Below are 16,362 nucleotides of genomic sequence, written 5' to 3' on the forward strand. Positions count from 1 at the left end.
GAAGGCCGGGGTCCAGTTGCCACGAGGCTGGTGAGCCTCACCCCATCCGGTAGAAACACAGCTTGTTGCCATCCGGGTCGCGAACATACGCGCCGTAGAAATCCATCGTGTCCGGCCCGCGCGACCCCGGCGCACCGTCCTCGGTCGCGCCCAGTTCCAGCGCCCGGGCATATACCACATCGACCTGCGCCCGGCTTGCCATGCCGAGCGCGACCATCGTGCCGTTGCCGGGGTTCGCCGGCCCGCCGTCATAGGGCCGCGTGATCGCCAGCATCGGCTCGCCCCGCTTCGTCCCGTACAGCGTGAAGCCGCGCGCATCGGGTAAGGTGGACAGCCGCCGCCCGCCGAGCTCGCCGATCAAGCCGTCATAGAAATCCAGCGCCCGAGGCTGGTCGTTGGTGCCGAGCGTCACATATCCGATCACGAAACGGGTCCTCCCACGGGCAACAGGTCGAGCACCGCCGCCGTCATCGCCACCGCCCCGGTGACGATCGCCGGCTCCGGCGCGATCTTGAACAGCGGCGAATGATGCGACGGTACCGGCGGACCGCCATTGCGCGCGGCGTCGATCGCCGCCTGCGGCGTACCACCGACCGAAAAGTAATAGCCCTTCACGCCCAGATCCGGCTGCACGAAATAGGCGAAGTCCTCCGCACCCATCCCCTTCTGCCGAAAGACGGCGACCTTGTCCGCGCCCAGCGTGCGCGCCATCGTCGCGTTCAGCCGCCGGGCGAGCGCGGCGTCGTTGATCGTCGTCGGCGTACCCTCGGTCACGCTCACGACCGGCATCTTGTCCTCCGGCATGCCGTTCATCACGCCGACCCCGCGCGCGACCTGCCGGATTCCGTCGATCAGCTTCGCGCGCGTCGCCTCGTCGTTGGCGCGCACCGTCACCTGCAACTTCGCGACATCGGAGATGATGTTGTGCTTCAGGCCCGCGTGAAACGATCCGACCGTGATGACGCCGGGATCGAGCGGCTGGCGCTCGCGGCTGATGACACCTTGCAGCGCGATGACCAACTGCGACGCCATGTATACGGGGTCCTTGCCCATATGCGGGCTGGCCCCGTGCGCGCCGACGCCGGGCACGGTGATGTCGACCGAATCCGACGACGAATACTGGATGCCCTCCGACGCCGACACGGTGCCCGTCGCGCGTTCGGAATCGACGTGGAACGCCAGTGCGTATGCCGGCTTCGGGAAGCGCGTATAGAGCCCGTCCGCCAGCATCGCCTTGGCGCCGGCGACCCGCTCCTCGCCCGGCTGGACAACGAACACCACCGTCCCGCGCCAGTGATCCTTCAGCGCCGCCAGCCGCCGCGCGGTCGCGACCAGCGCCGTGATGTGCGTGTCGTGGCCGCAGGCGTGCATCACCGGCGCCTCGACCCCGTCGATCCCGACCTGCCGCGCAGTGGAGGCATTCGGCAGCCCGGACTTCTCCTCCACGGGCAGACCGTCCATGTCGGCACGGACCAGCACCACCGGCCCTGCGCCGTTCTTCAGCACGCCGACCACGCCGGTGCCGCCGACCTTCTCGGTCACGACGACGCCCGGCACGGCCTTCAGCGCCGCCGCCATGCGCGCACCGGTCTTCGCCTCCTTCATCGACAGTTCGGGATTGCGGTGGAACCAGTCCCACATCTGCCCCAGATCGCGGTCGTAATCCGCCTTCACCGCCGCGGCCCAGTCGGGCGTCTGGGCGACGGCCGGACTGGCCGCGGCGAACAGCCCGGCAACCGCGACGATGTAACGCATGGTCTATCCCCCTGATCGAAGGACAGCATAGCCGCGCTTGCGGCTGGCGCCAGAGGGCCCGCCGCGGTTAAAGCCTGATCCCATGTTCGACCTCGACGCCTATCTCGCCCGCATCGACATGCCGGCCCGCCCCACACTGGACGCCGCCGGGCTCGCCCGCCTGCAACTGGCGCATCGCCTCGCCGTCCCCTTCGAAAACCTCGACGCCGCGCTCGGACGCGGCATCGCGATCGATAGCGCGGCGGTGTTCGACAAGCTCGTGACCGCCCGTCGCGGCGGCTATTGCTTCGAACAGGACCGGCTGTTCGGCGACGCACTGTCGGCGCTTGGATTCACCGTGCGCCCACTGCTCGCCCGCGTGTGGCTCGGCATGACCACACCACCACCACTGACCCACACGTTCAGCCTCGTGACGATCGAGGGTCAGCACTGGATCGCCGACGCGGGGTTCGGCGGCAGCTATGCGCCGCCGATGCCGCTGGTCGACGGCGCAGAGGCGGTCGCGCCCGACGGTGCCCGCTTCTTGCTGGTGACCGAAAGCGACGGCTGGTTGCTGCTGCGCGACGGCCCCGCCGCGACGACCGACGGGCGCGGCGGCGGTGCCGGGTGGCAGCGGCAGTACAGCTTCACGCTGGCGACCGTGGAGCAGGCCGACCTCGCGCTCAGCAACCACTGGACCTCGACCGCGCCGGGCACGCGTTTCACGACGCACGCGATCGCCAGCATCGTCCTGCCGCACGGTTTCGCCGGCCTGACCGACCGCGCCTATCGCCGCCGCGCCGGCGACAACGAAACCGCCGACGTCATCGACGACCCGCGCGTCTACCGCATGCGCCTCGGCCTGATGTTCGGCATCGCCCTGACGAAGGAGGAGGTAGCCGCGCTGGGGCTGTTCGACTGACGCGCAACAGCCGATAGAGCCGTCACCCCGGCGTTCGCTGGGGTGACGGCCCTCGATTACCCGACGAACGCCCGCTCGATCACATACGTCCCCGGCTGCGAGTTCGAACCCTCCACGAAGCCCAGTTCGTCGAGCATCTTGGCCGTCTGGTGGATCATCTCCGTCGATCCGCACAGCATCACGCGGTCGTTCTCCGGGTCCAAATGCTGCGGACCCTGCAACCGCTCGGCGAACAGGCTGCCGTCCTCGATCAGGCCGCCGATGCGCTTCGACGTGTGGAACAGCTCGCGCGTCACGGTCGGCACATAGTGGAACTGCGTCGCCGCCTCGTCCGCGACCAAAGGATCGTCCGTCAACCGCGCCGCCAGCTCGTCATGATAGGCAAGGTCCGACACGCGCCGCACCGAATGCACGATCACCACCTCGTCGAACATCCCGTACACGTCGGGATCGCGCGCGAGGCTCAGGAACGGCGCAAGACCGGTGCCGGTCGCGAACATGAACAGGCGCTTCCCGCCCAGCAGCGCGTCGGTCACCAGCGTGCCGACCGGCTTTTTGCCCAGGTACAGCTCGTCGCCCGGCTCGATCAGCTGCAAGCGCGATGTCAGGGGGCCGTCCGGCACCTTGATCGACAGGAACTCCAGCTCCTCCGCATAATGCTGCGAGCAGATCGAATAGGCGCGCATCAGCGGCTTCTTTTCGCCCGGCAGGCCGATCATCACGAACTCGCCCGACCGGAAGCGGAAGCTGTCCGGCCGCTCGATCGCGAACGAGAACAGATGCTCGTTCCAGTGGCGCACCCACAGCACCTTCGACGTCAGGAACGCGGCGTTCTCCGGGATCAGCGCGGGCGCGCGCTCCACGGCAGTGACAGTGTCGGTCATCAAGCTTCCGATGTTTTGCGAACAATGCGCAATATGGGCGGGTCCGCTGCATTGCAACCATAGCGCATCTTGGGCACGCCCCACGTTGCCTGTTCCGCTCCCGTTCCCCATATTCGCCCGCATGGCCATCCAGATCCGCACGAACCTGTCCGAACCGGAAACCGACAAGAACTTCGTACCCCACCGCCCCGCCCGCCCGGAAAAGGTGGAGGGCGGCAAACGGTTCGAACTGGTCAGCGAATATACCCCCTCCGGCGACCAGCCGACCGCGATCCGCGAGCTCGTGGATACCGCGCTGACGGGGGAGAAGGATCAGGTGCTGCTAGGCGTCACGGGTTCGGGCAAGACCTTCACGATGGCCAAGGTGATCGAGGCCTTGCAGCGCCCCGCCCTGATCCTCGCCCCGAACAAGATCCTCGCGGCGCAGTTGTACGGCGAGTTCAAGTCGTTCTTCCCGAACAACGCGGTCGAATATTTCGTCAGCTATTACGACTATTACCAGCCCGAGGCGTACGTCCCACGCTCCGACACCTACATCGAGAAGGAATCGTCGATCAACGAGGCGATTGACCGCATGCGTCACTCGGCGACGCGGTCGCTGCTGGAGCGGGACGACGTCATCATCGTCGCCTCCGTATCCTGTCTGTACGGCATCGGCTCGGTCGAAACCTATTCGGCGATGATCTTCGACCTGAAAAAGGGTCAGACCGTCGACCAGCGCGAGATCGTCCGCAAGCTCGTCGCGCTCCAGTACAAGCGCAACGACGCGGCGTTCCAGCGCGGCAATTTCCGCGTCAAGGGCGACACGCTCGAACTCTTTCCCTCGCACTATGAGGATAGCGCGTGGCGGATCAGCTTCTTCGGCGACGACATCGAGGAGATCGTCGAGTTCGATCCGCTGACCGGCAAGAAATCGGCCTCGCTCAACAGCGTGCGCGTCTACGCCAACAGCCACTATGTCACGCCGGGCCCGACGATGAAGCAGGCGGCCGAGGCCATCAAGCACGAGCTGTCGGAGCGATTGAAGGAGCTGGAGGCGGAGGGGAAGCTGATCGAGCACCAACGGCTCGAACAGCGGACGCATTTCGATCTGGAGATGATCGCCGCGACCGGCAGCTGCAACGGCATCGAGAATTACAGCCGCTTCCTGACCGGCCGCCTCCCCGGCGAGCCACCGCCGACGCTCTTCGAATATCTGCCCGAAAACGCGCTGCTGTTCGTCGACGAGTCGCACCAGACGATCGGTCAGATCAACGGCATGTCGCGGGGCGATCACCGTCGCAAGATCACGCTGGCGGAATATGGCTTCCGCCTTCCGTCCGCGATCGACAACCGTCCGCTGCGCTTCAACGAATGGGACGCGATGCGCCCGCAGACGGTGTGCGTCTCCGCAACGCCCGGTCCGTGGGAGATGGAGCAGACCGGCGGCGTCTTCGCCGAGCAGGTCATCCGCCCGACCGGACTGATCGACCCGCCGATCGAGATCAAGCCGGTCGAGGAGCAGGTGCAGGATCTGATCGTCGAATGCCGCAAGACGGCGGAGGCCGGCTACCGCACGCTCGTCACCACCCTGACCAAGCGGATGGCCGAGGATTTGACCGAGTTCATGCACGAGGCGGGCATCAAGGTCCGCTACATGCACAGCGACGTGGAGACGCTGGAGCGTATCGAGCTGATCCGCGACCTGCGGCTGGGCGTCTATGACGTGCTGATCGGCATCAACCTGCTGCGCGAGGGGCTCGACATCCCCGAATGCGGGCTGGTCGCGATCCTCGATGCCGACAAGGAGGGCTTTCTGCGCTCCGAAACCTCGCTGATCCAGACGATCGGCCGCGCCGCGCGCAACGTCGACGGCCGCGTCATCCTCTACGCCGACCGCATCACCGGCTCGATGGAGCGGGCGATGAACGAAACCGGTCGCCGCCGCGAGAAGCAGGAGGAATACAACATCATCCACGGCATCACGCCGACGACGATCCGCCGCAACATCGGCGACATCATTTCGCACGTGTCGCAAGGCGATCAGGTCACCATCCCGATCGACGAGGACCGTCCGCACATGGTCGGCCACAACCTTCGCGCCTATATCGAGGATCTCGAAAAGCAGATGCGCAAGGCCGCCGCGGATCTGGAGTTCGAAACCGCGGGTCGTCTCCGCGACGAGATTCGCGCATTGGAGAACGACGAACTCGGCTTGCCCAGCCACGAACAGAAAGCGCCCGTCATGGGCCGCAGCAACGAGGGCAAGCCCGGCACCCGCAAGACCCGCTACGGCAAGGAATCGAAGATGCGGATGGGCGGTCGGCGCGGCGGACGGTAGCCTCTACCCCGTCATCCGCGCGCGGGCGTCAGCCGAGAGGCGATCCGCGCCGAAGCCCCACAATGCGTCGCCGGCGATCAGGAACACCGCGTCGCCCGACCGGATCACCCGGTCGGGCTGGGCTGTGCCGATCCTGACGATCCCGAACTTTGCGCCGCGGAGCAGGTCGATCGGACCCGGAACGACGATCCGCGGCAATAGCCCGTTCGCATCCCCGGCGAACATATCGGCTGACAGGACGGGAAGCCCTTCGTCGACCGGCAGCGACATCACCAGGTCGTCGGGCACGTCCAAAACCTGCCGGGCGAAAGTCACGAGCGTCGCGCCCCGCAATCGCCCGGTCGCGCAATCGATCCCGATCTCCGCCATCCCGCCGGGCTCATCGACGACCACGATCGTGCCCGTACCCCCGGTACCAGCGGGGCTTTCGAACGCGAACCGCACATAATCGTCGATCGCGACCGTCCCGCCCTCCCCCGACTTGATGCCGGCGACGCGCAGTAGGGTCACAGGCTGGCTTAGCCCGCGTTCAGGTCTTCGCCCGACACGCCATAATAGCTGGCGACCCGGTCGGCATAGGCCTGGTCGAACACGGGTGCATTGTTGGACCAGCTCGGCCCACCCTCCAGCAGGCGGCGATCGACGGTGATGACGTACAGGTCGCGGACGGGATCGAACTGGAGCAGGCCGAACGGCACCGGATAGAAGCTCTTGCCCATCCCCAGGAACCCGCCGAGCGACAGTACCGCATGGGTGGTGCGGCCCGATCCCTTGTGGACCATGAACGAATAGACCTGCCCCACCGCGTCACCGTCGCGGCTTTCCACCTTCAGCGTGTGCGCGACATTGGACTGGATCAGCAACTGGGTGGGGGCCTGCTCGGTCGACATGGGTTACTCCTGATGGTCGCCGGTCGAACCTGTGGCGCGCCCTGCCGGTTCCATCGCCGAACCGGGCCTCACGCGGGTTGAGCATCGCCGCCGCCCCCCGTAGACGAAGGCGATGCGTGCATCCCCCCTGCTTCTCGTGCTGGCCGTCGCCGGCTGTGTCGCCCCGCCGGTGCAGCGCGCGCCCGCCCCCGCCGCGCCGGTCGCGCTGCCTCCGCCGCCGAAACCCGTCGCGTTATCAGGGGATTGGCAGGACTGGCCGGTCACGCCCGGCACCTGGAGCTATCGCCGCGACGCCCGCGGCAGCCTCGCGCTGTTCGGCCGGACCGGCAGCGACGCCAGCCTGACCCTGCGGTGCGACACGACGGCCCGACAAATCTATCTGTCGCGCAGCGGGGCGGCGACGACAGCGCTGACGATCCGCACCAGCAGCGCGACCCGCGCGATCGCCGTCCAACCGACGGGAGGCACGCCGCCCTATGTTGCGGCCGCGTTCGCCGCCACCGACCCATTACTGGATGCGATGGCGTTCAGCCGCGGGCGAGTAGTGGTCGAGCAGCCGGGCGCGCCGACGCTGGTGATCCCCCCCTATGCGGAGGTCGGCCGCGTCGTTCAGGACTGCCGCTGAACGGTCCGTCGCATGAGCGGACGAATACCCGAAAAACCTCTTGTATCCGTGGCCCGGACACCGCACATTCCGGTTGTGATCGGGTCCGGTCACGTGGCTATCAACAAGCGAAAGGAGGTGATCCGATGTCTCATGGTTCAGCAGTGGGGTCGGTTCAGTTCGTTCGGGGGACTCGCTTCTAATATCCGTTTGAATCGTGTCGGGGGGTATCCTCCCCCAATCAACGGCACGACGAGGATGTCAGAAGCATCATGGTTTCCCGGGCTGGAGCTCTCCGGCCGCTGACCATGTTTAGGGGTTGTCGAGTCGCCGGGAGGCGCTCGGCAACCTCTTTTCATATCTAGGCTATGGCTGCGCCGATTCAGGGCGCGCGCGTCCGCCAGCACTTGCGGCATCGCCCAACGAGTCATAACGCCGCCCTTTCGACGGCACCTCGGTTTGCGAGCCGCCGTCGCTGGGGTAAGCGACGATGACACGGGGCGTCAGGCACTATCGCATCGCGCCCGGCGTGACGGCGATCACGCTCGTCCTCTGCTTCGCACCTCCCGCCGCCGCGCAGTCGGTGCAGGAACTGCAACGCCAGATCGACGAGCTGAAGACGATGGTCCGTCAGCTCCAGCAGGAGGCGCAGCAACGGACCCCTGCAACCGCGCTCGCGACGCCACCGGCAACCACGCCCGCGCCGCCGCAGGTCGCCGAGATACCACCGCCCCGCCCGATGATGACCGGGCCCGCCCAGGTCGCCGTCGCACCGCCCCAGCGCAAGGCGTGGTACGACCGGCTGCGCCTGCGCGGCTACACGCAGATGCGTCTGAACGAGACGATCTCGGGCGGCGACCTCGATATACCCTCGGGATCGCGACTACGCTCGGTTCATGACGGCGGTGTGACGGAGGCCGGCAATTTTACGTTCCGGCGATTGCGCATCGTCCTCGAAGGACGGGTCAGCGACGACGTCTCGATCTATATCCAGCCCGATTTCGCCACCCGCGTCGGTGGCCAGTCCGTCGGCGAACCACGGGAGGGGTTCGGCCAGATCCGCGACGCCTATGCCGACTGGTTTCCCGACAAGGAGCATCGCCTCCGCTTGCGCTTCGGCCAGTCCAAGGTGCCGTTCGGGTGGGAAAACCTGCAATCCTCGTCGAACCGGCTGACGCTCGACCGCAGCGACGGGATCAACAGCGCGGTCCCCAGCGAGCGCGAACTCGGCGTCGTCGCCTATTACACACCACCTTCGGTGCAGCGCATCTGGGATCGGTTGGCGGACGCCGGGCAGAAGCTGTTCGGCAATTACGGCGCGTTCGGCGTCGGCGTCTTCAACGGGCAGGGCATCAACCGCGTCGAGGTCAACAACGACCTGATGACCGTCGCGATGGCGACGTGGCCGGTGGAACTGGCGAATGGACAGGTGGTGGAGTTCGGCGGCGCGCTGCTCCGTAACCGGGTCCAGCCCGAAATCCGCACCGGCGGCACCAGTCCGACGGCGTTCCGGGACGAGCGCGTCGGCCTGCACGCGATGCTCTATCCGCAGCCGTTCGGCATCCAGGCGGAGTGGAACTGGGGTCGGGGTCCGGAATTCGACACGCGCCTCGGCGCGATCACCACCCGGCCGCTCGATGGTGGCTACATTCAGACGATGTGGCGCGTCGGTCACTCCCCGCTGGGGACGTTCATGCCCTATGCGCGGTGGCAGCGGTATCGCGGTGGGTGGAAGGCGGCGATCAACGCGCCGCGATTGGCGACGAACGAGCTGGAGCTGGGGATCGAGTTCCAGCCGATCGCGCCGCTCGAACTGACCCTCGCCTATTCGCGCATGCACCGGCAGGAGGCCGACGAGCGGCGCATCGGCCGCGCCGAAGGCAGCCTGATCCGCACGCAGCTTCAGTTCAATTATTGACCCCCGAACCGGCGCGCGGGCGTCGCAAGTGCCCCGTCACAGGAACGACCGCGCCCTGTTCAGCACCACCTTGCACACCTGATTCTTCACCTGACCACGCAGCGAGTCCAGCGACAGTGCTTCGCCGTTCGGCACCTGCACCTCACCCGCCTGCCCCGCCTTGTATTCGGGGGAGGAGGTGATCGCGCGCTTGCCCGTCAGTCGTCCCAGCACCCCCGCCGCGCCCGTCGACGATCCGGTCGCACCCAGCAGCCTGTTCTTGACGCAATAGCCCAACAGCCCGGCGGCGTTGCCCGCCCCGACCGAGCCGATCGCCGGCAGGCCGCTGTTGCCCAGCAATCCGCCCATCTGCCCCAGCAACCCGCCCCCCTGCCGCGCCGCAGGAGCAGAGGACGCGCCCATCTGCCCCCCGCTCTGCGCGAACGCGGCGGGACTCGACAGTAGCAGGGCGAGGGCGGCGATCGACTTCATGGCGCATACTCCGATGGACGCACCCAGAACGACCCGCCGAGGGCGGACGTTCCTGCTGCTCGTCGGTCCGCCGCCACCGCCAGCCGCGACGGCCGTGATCACGCGGGTGTCAGCAACCGCTCGCGCGCGATCTTCTCGCGCCAGACCAGCGGCGCGAGCTGGTGGACGTTCTGCCCCTCGCTATCCACCGCCACGGTCACCGGGAAATCGCTGACCTCGAACTCGTAGATCGCCTCCATCCCGAGATCCTCGAAGCCGATGACCTTGCTGCCCTTGATCGCGCGCGCCACGAGGTACGCCGCACCGCCGACCGCCATCAGATAGGCCGACTTCGCCTCGCGGATAGCCTCCGTCGCGGCGGGACCGCGCTCCGCCTTGCCGACCATCGCGAGCAGGCCCTGGTCGAGCATCATGCGCGTGAACTTGTCCATGCGCGTGGCGGTCGTCGGCCCGGCCGGTCCGACCACCTCCTCGCCGACCGGATCGACCGGCCCGACATAATAGATCACGCGGCCTGCGAACTCGACCGGCAGCGGCTCGCCCTTCGCCAGCATGTCGGCGATGCGCTTGTGCGCCGCATCGCGCCCGGTCAGCATCTTGCCGTTCAGCAGCAACCGATCGCCATGCCTCCACGTCGCCACCACGTCCGGCGTCAGCGTGTCGAGATCGACGCGGATCGCGGCCTTGTCCGGCTTCCAGTCGACCTGCGGCCAGTCGCTCAGCTTCGGCGTCTCCAGATAGACCGGGCCGCTGCCGTCGAGCGTGAAGTGCGCGTGGCGCGTCGCGGCACAATTCGGGATCATCGCAACGGGCTTCGACGCCGCATGCGTCGGCCAGTCGAGGATCTTCACGTCCAGAATGGTCGACAGCCCGCCCAGGCCCTGCGCACCGATGCCGAGCGCATTCACCTTGTCCATCAATTCGATGCGCAGCGCTTCGATGTCGTTCCTGGGGCCCCGCTGCTTCAACTGGCCCATGTCGATCGCGCCCATCAGCGATTGCTTGGCGAGCAGCATCGCCTTCTCCGCGGTACCGCCGATGCCGATGCCCAGCATTCCCGGTGGGCACCAGCCCGCCCCCATCTGCGGCAGCATTTCCAGCACCCAGTCGACGATCGAATCACTGGGGTTCATCATCTTGAACTTGGACTTGTTCTCCGACCCGCCGCCCTTCGCCGCGACGTCGACGGACACCGTCGTGCCCGGCACCATCTCCACGTGCAGCACGCTCGGCGTATTGTCCTTGGTGTTGCGGCGGGTGAAGGCGGGGTCCGCGAGGATGGAGGCGCGCAGCTTGTTCTCGGGATGCAGGTACGCACGGCGCACGCCCTCGTCGACGACCTCCTGCAAGCTGCGGCTGCCCTCCAGCCGGCAATCCTGGCCCCATTTCACGAACACGGTGACGATGCCGGTATCCTGACAGATCGGGCGATGCCCCTCGGCACACATGCGGCTGTTGGTCAGGATCTGCGCGATCGCATCCTTGGCGGCGGGCGATTGTTCGGCCTCGTACGCCTCGCCCAGCGCGCGGATGTAATCCATCGGGTGATAGTAGCTGATGAACTGGAGCGCGTCGGCGACGCTCTCGATCAGGTCGGTTTCGCGGATCGTCACGGTCATGCCCGGCGCTTTAGCGTCTCCCCGGCGCGCGATGCAAATGGCTGGCGGCAGTGGGGGCGATCGGCAACCGGGCCATCAGCAACCTGTTAACGCGGCGCATGATAGCCGGGTGGAATGTCCGTGGAGCTCCCCGTCCTACCCCCCGTCCCGCTCGCGGTGATGCTCGGGGTCGTCGAGGATGGGCGCACGACCCGCCGCGACGCCGCCAGGCTGGCGCTGGTCGCCGCCGCCTGGCCGGCGGCCCTCGCCGCGCTGATGATCGCCGCGACCGTGCAGATGATCGTCGAGGGCGGCAGCATGGCTTCGGCACTCTGGACGGCATGGCTGATGGCCGGCACCGGTGCGACGTTCGGCGTCGTGCACATGGCGCGGAATACGCCGCCGCATCGCCGCATCCGGGCCTTGATCGCTGCCGCCGCCGCGGTCGGATCGGCGATCCCGCCGCTGTTGTGGGATCACGGCGCGGCGACGGGCGGCAGCCAACTGGCTTGCGTGGTCGCGCTGATCGGCGCGGGCTGGCTCGCCGGTATCGTCCTCGCGCCCGTTCGCATCGCGACGCTGGCCTATGCGGGCGGTGCGGCGGTCGCACTGACGATCTGTACCGGCGGCGGCTGGCCCGCTTTGTCCGCACTCCTCCTGCTGCTCGCTCTAGGGTCGCTGACGTTGCGGCTGGTCTTCGCCGACCACGCCGCCGCCGTCGCCAACGATCTCGCCCACGGCGAAGGCCGGTTCGCCGCGAAGATGGTCGCCGAGTTCGAGGGTCAGGGGACCGGCTGGTTCTGGGAAGCCGACCGTCAGGGCCGCGTCACCTATATCTCGGGCAAGGTCGCGGCGGAGATCGCCGCCTTCGGTCCCCATCCGGTCGGGCGCGCACTGACCGACATCTTCCGCATGGACGCCGCCACGCCCGGCACGGAGCGGACGCTGGCCTTTCACCTGTCGTCGCGCACCTCGTTTTCCGACTATTCCGTCTGCGCCGCCGGCGATCGGCGCGGCGCGCATTGGTGGTCGATCAGCGGCCGGCCGGCGCTGGACGAACTCGGTCGCTTCTCCGGCTTCATCGGCTCGGGCGTCGATCTGACCGAAAAGCGCCGGTCGGAGGCGGAGATCACCCGGCTGGCGCTGTTCGACGGCCTCACCGGTCTCGCCAATCGTCAGCGCATGCGCTTCTCGCTCGACAAGACGCTCGCGCCGCCGCCCGGCCAGCGTCGCCCGGCCGCCCTGTTCCTGATGGACCTCGACCGGTTCAAGTCGGTCAACGACACGCTCGGTCATCAGGCCGGCGACGAACTGCTGAAACAGGTCGCCCAGCGCCTGCTGCGCGAAATCGGCGACAAGGGACTCGTCGGCCGGCTCGGCGGCGACGAGTTCAAGGTTTTGCTGCCCGGCGTCGACTCGCGGCCGATGCTCGCCGACCTCGCCCGCGCCGTGATCCTGGCGTTGTCGCAACCCTATTCGGTCGCCGGTACGTCGGTCACGATCGGCTGTTCCATCGGCGTCGCGCTCGCGCCCGATCACGGCGAGGATGCCGAGACGCTGGTCCGCAACGCCGACCTCGCCTTGTACGCCGCCAAGGCCGACGGGCGCGGCGTTCACCGCTTCTACTCCCCCGACATGCTGGCGGGTGCCCGCAGCCGCCAGCAGCTGGAGGACGATCTCCGGCAGGCGCTCGTCACCGGCGGACTGCACATCGCCTATCAGCCGGTCGTCAACACCAGCGACGAACGCATCGTCGGGTGCGAGGCGCTGGTCCGCTGGACCCATCCCGAGCGCGGACCGATCTCTCCGGCCGAGTTCATCCCGGTCGCCGAGGAGTGCGGCCTGATCGAACAGCTCGGCGAATGGGTCCTGCGCACCGCCTGCCTCGATGCGGCGGCCTGGCCGGGCGAGATCCGCGTTGCGGTCAACGTCTCGCCCATCCAGTTCGCCAGCGCCCAGCTTCCCGCCCTCGTCACCAGCGCCCTCGCCCGCGCCGGCCTCGCTCCGTCGCGGCTGGAGCTGGAGATCACGGAGGGCGTGTTCCTCGACGAGACGAGCTCGTCCGATCGCATGTTCCGCGCGCTGAAGGGGATCGGCGTCCGGCTGGCGCTGGACGATTTCGGGACCGGCTATTCCTCGCTCGGCTATCTGCGCACCGCTCCCTTCGACAAGATCAAGATCGACCAGAGCTTCGTGCGCGGCGCCGCCCAGCCCGGCAACCGCAACGCCGCGATCATCCGCGCCATCGTCTCGCTCGCCGACACGCTGGGGATGGAGACGACCGCCGAGGGTTGCGAGGTGCAGGACGAAGTGTGGCTGATGCGCGATCTGGGGTGCAGCCACATCCAGGGTTATGTCTATGGCCGCCCGATGCCGTCGGCCGACATCACGGCGCGGCTGGCCGACGACGCCGGCCCCACCGCCGCGTCGGGCTACCGCATCAGCCGCGCCCCCCGCACCCGCATGCTCCGCGCCGCCCGCATCGCGATCGACGGTGTGGAGGGCGACGTCCGCCTCCGCGACATCTCCGCCACCGGCGCGATGATCGAAGGGATCGCGATCGACGGCGCGCCACAGGATTTCGATGTCCTGATCGAGCTCGTGAAGGATCGCATGATCGCCGCCAAATTGCGCTGGGCGTCCGATGGCCGCGCCGGGATCGAGTTCGTCGAGCCCATCGACGTCGACCTCGTCACCAACGCACCGCAGCGCGCACTGCGCCGGGCGGGCTAACCCTTTCACCGGTTCCGGCCGCCGGTCACCGCCCCGTTTACGATCGATTAAATATTTTCGTTCGCGCTGCGTTCCCTTGCGCTTCGACGGGGCGGCGCGAATCCGTGCGTCGCGGCGGCGCGGCATCGAACCGATCTCCCGCAGATCGGCGATCCGCGCAGATCGCGCTTGCCTCGCCCGACCGAATGCCACAATCTCTGGGGGTAAGGTACGGATCGGGACCCTATAGCTGGTGTGATCGTTAAAAGTGTCGGGACAGGCTCACCGCTCCCGATCACTGCGCGACGACCGCGATGATCGCATTTTGTTCTCCACCACCGCCGCGTGCGGGTGTAGGCTAAGTGCTTGCCGATTCGAACGAACCGGAAACGAACAGGAGTGGCGTGACGATGGATTTCAGCAACGACCGGGGCGCGACGACCGACACCATCGAAGCAACGGCCGCACCCGCCGCCAAGGCCGCGCCGATCGCGCTCGACAGCCGCTCGGTCGCGCCGCAGCCCTATGCGCTGGAGGTCGACCATAGCCGCGACGCGCTCCTGACCGACTTCGGCAAGGAGACGCTGAACGACCGTTACCTGCTGCCGGGCGAGTCGTATCAGGACCTCTTCGTCCGCGTCGCATCCGCCTATGCCGACGATGCCGCCCACGCGCAGCGCATCTACGACTATATTTCGCGTCTGTGGTTCATGCCCGCGACGCCGGTGCTGTCGAACGGCGGCACCGGCCGCGGCCTGCCGATCAGCTGCTACCTCAACTCCGTGCCCGACAGCCTCAACGGCATCGTCGACACCTGGAACGAGAATGTCTGGCTCGCCTCGCGCGGCGGCGGCATCGGCACCTATTGGGGCAACGTCCGCGGGATCGGCGAACCGGTCGGCCTGAACGGCAAGACCAGCGGCATCATCCCCTTCGTCCGCGTGATGGACTCGCTGACGCTCGCGATTTCGCAGGGTTCGCTGCGCCGCGGTTCGGCCGCCTGCTACCTCGACATCTCGCACCCGGAGATCGAGGAGTTCCTCGAAATCCGCAAACCTTCGGGCGATTTCAACCGCAAGGCGCTGAACCTGCACCACGGCGTGCTGATCCCCGACGCCTTCATGGAGGCCGTCCGCGACGGTGCCGAGTGGATCCTGCGGTCGCCCAAGGACCAGTCGGAGCGTGGCAAGGTCGATGCCCGCGCGCTGTTCCAGAAGCTGGTCGAAACCCGCCTCGCCACCGGTGAGCCGTACATCGTGTTCGCGGATCACGTGAATTCGACGATGCCCGCGCATCACCGCCAGCTCGGGCTGAAGGTCTCGACCTCCAACCTGTGTTCGGAAATCACGCTGCCGACTGGCAAGGATCACCTCGGCAACGATCGCACCGCCGTCTGCTGCCTGTCGTCGCTGAACCTCGAGACGTGGGACCAGTGGAAGGACGAGAAGGGCTTCGTCGAGGACGTGATGCGCTTCCTCGACAACGTCCTGCAGGATTATATCGATCGCCACGAGCCGGGCATGGAGCGCGCCGCCTACAGCGCCGGTCGCGAGCGGTCGGTCGGGCTCGGCGTCATGGGCTTCCACTCCTTCCTTCAGGCGCGCGGCATCGCGTTCGAGGGGGCGATGGCCAAGTCGTGGAATCTCCGCATCTTCAAGCAGATCAACGCACAGGTGAACGAAGCATCGATGCAGCTGGCGGTCGAGCGCGGCCCCTGCCCCGACGCCGCCGATGTCGGCGTGATGGAGCGGTTCAGCTGCAAGATGGCGATCGCGCCGACCGCGTCGATCAGCATCATCTGCGGCGGCACCAGCGCGTGCATCGAGCCGATCCCCGCCAACATCTACACGCACAAGACGCTGTCGGGCAGCTTCTCGGTCAAGAACCCGTATCTGGAAAAGCTGCTGAACGAGAAGTCGAAGAACACCGAGGCGGTGTGGAATTCGATGCTCGAGAACGGCGGCTCGGTGCAGCATCTCGACTTCCTCTCGCAGGAGGAAAAGGACTGCTACAAGACCAGCTTCGAGATCGACCAGCGCTGGCTGCTCGAACTGGCCGGCGACCGCACGCCCTATATCGACCAGGCGCAGTCGCTGAACCTGTTCATCCCCGCCGATGTCGAAAAGTGGGACCTGCTGATGCTCCACTTCCGCGCGTGGGAGCTGGGCATCAAGTCGCTCTATTACCTGCGGTCGAAGTCGGTCCAGCGTGCCGGCTTCGCGGGCGGCGTCGAGGCGGACAACACCATCGCCAAGCCGAAGTTCGAGCTGGAAAGCACGGACTACGACGAGTGTCTGGCGTGTCAGTGA

At 67.2% G+C, this 16,362-nt stretch carries 13 protein-coding genes; 6 read left to right on the forward strand and 7 right to left on the reverse strand.

The features are described 5' to 3' along the window. Positions 1 to 37 precede the first annotated feature (37 nt). Both AC0CH8_RS13855 and AC0CH8_RS13860 read right to left on the reverse strand, forming a co-directional pair. On the reverse strand, positions 38 to 424 hold the full coding sequence (locus tag AC0CH8_RS13855; protein WP_204198591.1) for a VOC family protein: 387 nt from the start codon (positions 422 to 424) through the stop codon (positions 38 to 40). After that, positions 421 to 1,755: an amidohydrolase gene (locus AC0CH8_RS13860; protein ID WP_465240410.1), complete on the reverse strand. Its 1,335-nt coding sequence runs from the start codon at positions 1,753 to 1,755 to the stop codon at positions 421 to 423. Before AC0CH8_RS13860 ends, AC0CH8_RS13855 begins: the two co-directional genes overlap by 4 nt. 82 nt (positions 1,756 to 1,837) lie before the next feature. Between AC0CH8_RS13860 and AC0CH8_RS13865 the strand changes: the two genes are divergently transcribed. Beyond that, positions 1,838 to 2,656 carry an arylamine N-acetyltransferase family protein gene (locus AC0CH8_RS13865; protein WP_465240411.1) on the forward strand — a complete coding sequence of 273 codons (819 nt, stop codon included), beginning with the start codon at positions 1,838 to 1,840 and terminating at the stop codon, positions 2,654 to 2,656. A gap of 56 nt (positions 2,657 to 2,712) precedes the next feature. Here the strand turns inward: AC0CH8_RS13865 and AC0CH8_RS13870 are convergent, their stop codons facing one another. Continuing rightward, positions 2,713 to 3,540 carry a ferredoxin--NADP reductase gene (locus AC0CH8_RS13870; protein ID WP_465240412.1) on the reverse strand — a complete coding sequence of 276 codons (828 nt, stop codon included), beginning with the start codon at positions 3,538 to 3,540 and terminating at the stop codon, positions 2,713 to 2,715. Positions 3,541 to 3,661: 121 nt separating this feature from the next. Between AC0CH8_RS13870 and uvrB the strand changes: the two genes are divergently transcribed. Next, positions 3,662 to 5,860, forward strand: a complete 2,199-nt coding sequence (uvrB, locus tag AC0CH8_RS13875) for an excinuclease ABC subunit UvrB (RefSeq protein ID WP_465240413.1) — start codon at positions 3,662 to 3,664, stop codon at positions 5,858 to 5,860. Positions 5,861 to 5,863: 3 nt separating this feature from the next. On the opposite strand, the gene AC0CH8_RS13880 is transcribed toward uvrB, so the two are convergent. Together AC0CH8_RS13880 and AC0CH8_RS13885 are read right to left on the reverse strand one after the other, a co-directional pair. Next, positions 5,864 to 6,370 (reverse strand): hypothetical protein, encoded by a 507-nt coding sequence (locus AC0CH8_RS13880; protein WP_465240414.1) that lies wholly within the window; start codon positions 6,368 to 6,370, stop codon positions 5,864 to 5,866. Between the two features lie 8 nt (positions 6,371 to 6,378). Next, complete coding sequence (locus AC0CH8_RS13885) at positions 6,379 to 6,750, reverse strand: PRC-barrel domain-containing protein (RefSeq protein ID WP_055843864.1); 372 nt, start codon at positions 6,748 to 6,750, stop codon at positions 6,379 to 6,381. Positions 6,751 to 6,862: 112 nt separating this feature from the next. Between AC0CH8_RS13885 and AC0CH8_RS13890 the strand changes: the two genes are divergently transcribed. Both AC0CH8_RS13890 and AC0CH8_RS13895 read left to right on the forward strand, forming a co-directional pair. Further along, the gene (locus tag AC0CH8_RS13890) at positions 6,863 to 7,375 is read left to right on the forward strand and encodes a hypothetical protein (RefSeq protein WP_465240415.1); all 513 of its coding nucleotides are present in this window, start codon (positions 6,863 to 6,865) and stop codon (positions 7,373 to 7,375) included. A gap of 469 nt (positions 7,376 to 7,844) precedes the next feature. Then, positions 7,845 to 9,272, forward strand: coding sequence for a porin (locus AC0CH8_RS13895; RefSeq protein WP_465240416.1), 1,428 nt, complete (start codon positions 7,845 to 7,847; stop codon positions 9,270 to 9,272). Positions 9,273 to 9,308: 36 nt separating this feature from the next. Here AC0CH8_RS13895 and AC0CH8_RS13900 read toward each other — a convergent pair whose 3' ends face one another. Continuing rightward, positions 9,309 to 9,743 carry a DUF2501 domain-containing protein gene (locus AC0CH8_RS13900; RefSeq protein ID WP_465240417.1) on the reverse strand — a complete coding sequence of 145 codons (435 nt, stop codon included), beginning with the start codon at positions 9,741 to 9,743 and terminating at the stop codon, positions 9,309 to 9,311. 98 nt (positions 9,744 to 9,841) lie between these two features. Then, positions 9,842 to 11,362 carry a fumarate hydratase gene (locus AC0CH8_RS13905; RefSeq protein ID WP_465240418.1) on the reverse strand — a complete coding sequence of 507 codons (1,521 nt, stop codon included), beginning with the start codon at positions 11,360 to 11,362 and terminating at the stop codon, positions 9,842 to 9,844. A 114-nt stretch (positions 11,363 to 11,476) separates the two neighbouring features. Between AC0CH8_RS13905 and AC0CH8_RS13910 the strand changes: the two genes are divergently transcribed. After that, positions 11,477 to 14,074 carry an EAL domain-containing protein gene (locus AC0CH8_RS13910; RefSeq protein WP_465240419.1) on the forward strand — a complete coding sequence of 866 codons (2,598 nt, stop codon included), beginning with the start codon at positions 11,477 to 11,479 and terminating at the stop codon, positions 14,072 to 14,074. A 389-nt stretch (positions 14,075 to 14,463) separates the two neighbouring features. Further along, complete coding sequence (locus AC0CH8_RS13915; RefSeq protein ID WP_465240492.1) at positions 14,464 to 16,362, forward strand: ribonucleoside-diphosphate reductase subunit alpha; 1,899 nt, start codon at positions 14,464 to 14,466, stop codon at positions 16,360 to 16,362.

It is taken from the genome of Sphingomonas sp. AC435, assembly GCF_979253005.1.

Excerpts from the sequence above, each read along its gene's own strand:
- AC0CH8_RS13870 (WP_465240412.1), bottom strand. The coding sequence starts at position 3,540 with ATGACCGACACTGTCACTGCCGTGGAGCGCGCGCCCGCGCTGATCCCG.
- uvrB (WP_465240413.1), top strand. The coding sequence starts at position 3,662 with ATGGCCATCCAGATCCGCACGAACCTGTCCGAACCGGAAACCGACAAG.
- AC0CH8_RS13860 (WP_465240410.1), bottom strand. The coding sequence starts at position 1,755 with ATGCGTTACATCGTCGCGGTTGCCGGGCTGTTCGCCGCGGCCAGTCCG.
- AC0CH8_RS13890 (WP_465240415.1), top strand. The coding sequence starts at position 6,863 with ATGCGTGCATCCCCCCTGCTTCTCGTGCTGGCCGTCGCCGGCTGTGTC.
- AC0CH8_RS13910 (WP_465240419.1), top strand. The coding sequence starts at position 11,477 with ATGTCCGTGGAGCTCCCCGTCCTACCCCCCGTCCCGCTCGCGGTGATG.
- AC0CH8_RS13915 (WP_465240492.1), top strand. The coding sequence starts at position 14,464 with ATGGATTTCAGCAACGACCGGGGCGCGACGACCGACACCATCGAAGCA.
- AC0CH8_RS13885 (WP_055843864.1), bottom strand. The coding sequence starts at position 6,750 with ATGTCGACCGAGCAGGCCCCCACCCAGTTGCTGATCCAGTCCAATGTC.
- AC0CH8_RS13895 (WP_465240416.1), top strand. The coding sequence starts at position 7,845 with ATGACACGGGGCGTCAGGCACTATCGCATCGCGCCCGGCGTGACGGCG.
- AC0CH8_RS13865 (WP_465240411.1), top strand. The coding sequence starts at position 1,838 with ATGTTCGACCTCGACGCCTATCTCGCCCGCATCGACATGCCGGCCCGC.
- AC0CH8_RS13905 (WP_465240418.1), bottom strand. The coding sequence starts at position 11,362 with ATGACCGTGACGATCCGCGAAACCGACCTGATCGAGAGCGTCGCCGAC.
- AC0CH8_RS13900 (WP_465240417.1), bottom strand. The coding sequence starts at position 9,743 with ATGAAGTCGATCGCCGCCCTCGCCCTGCTACTGTCGAGTCCCGCCGCG.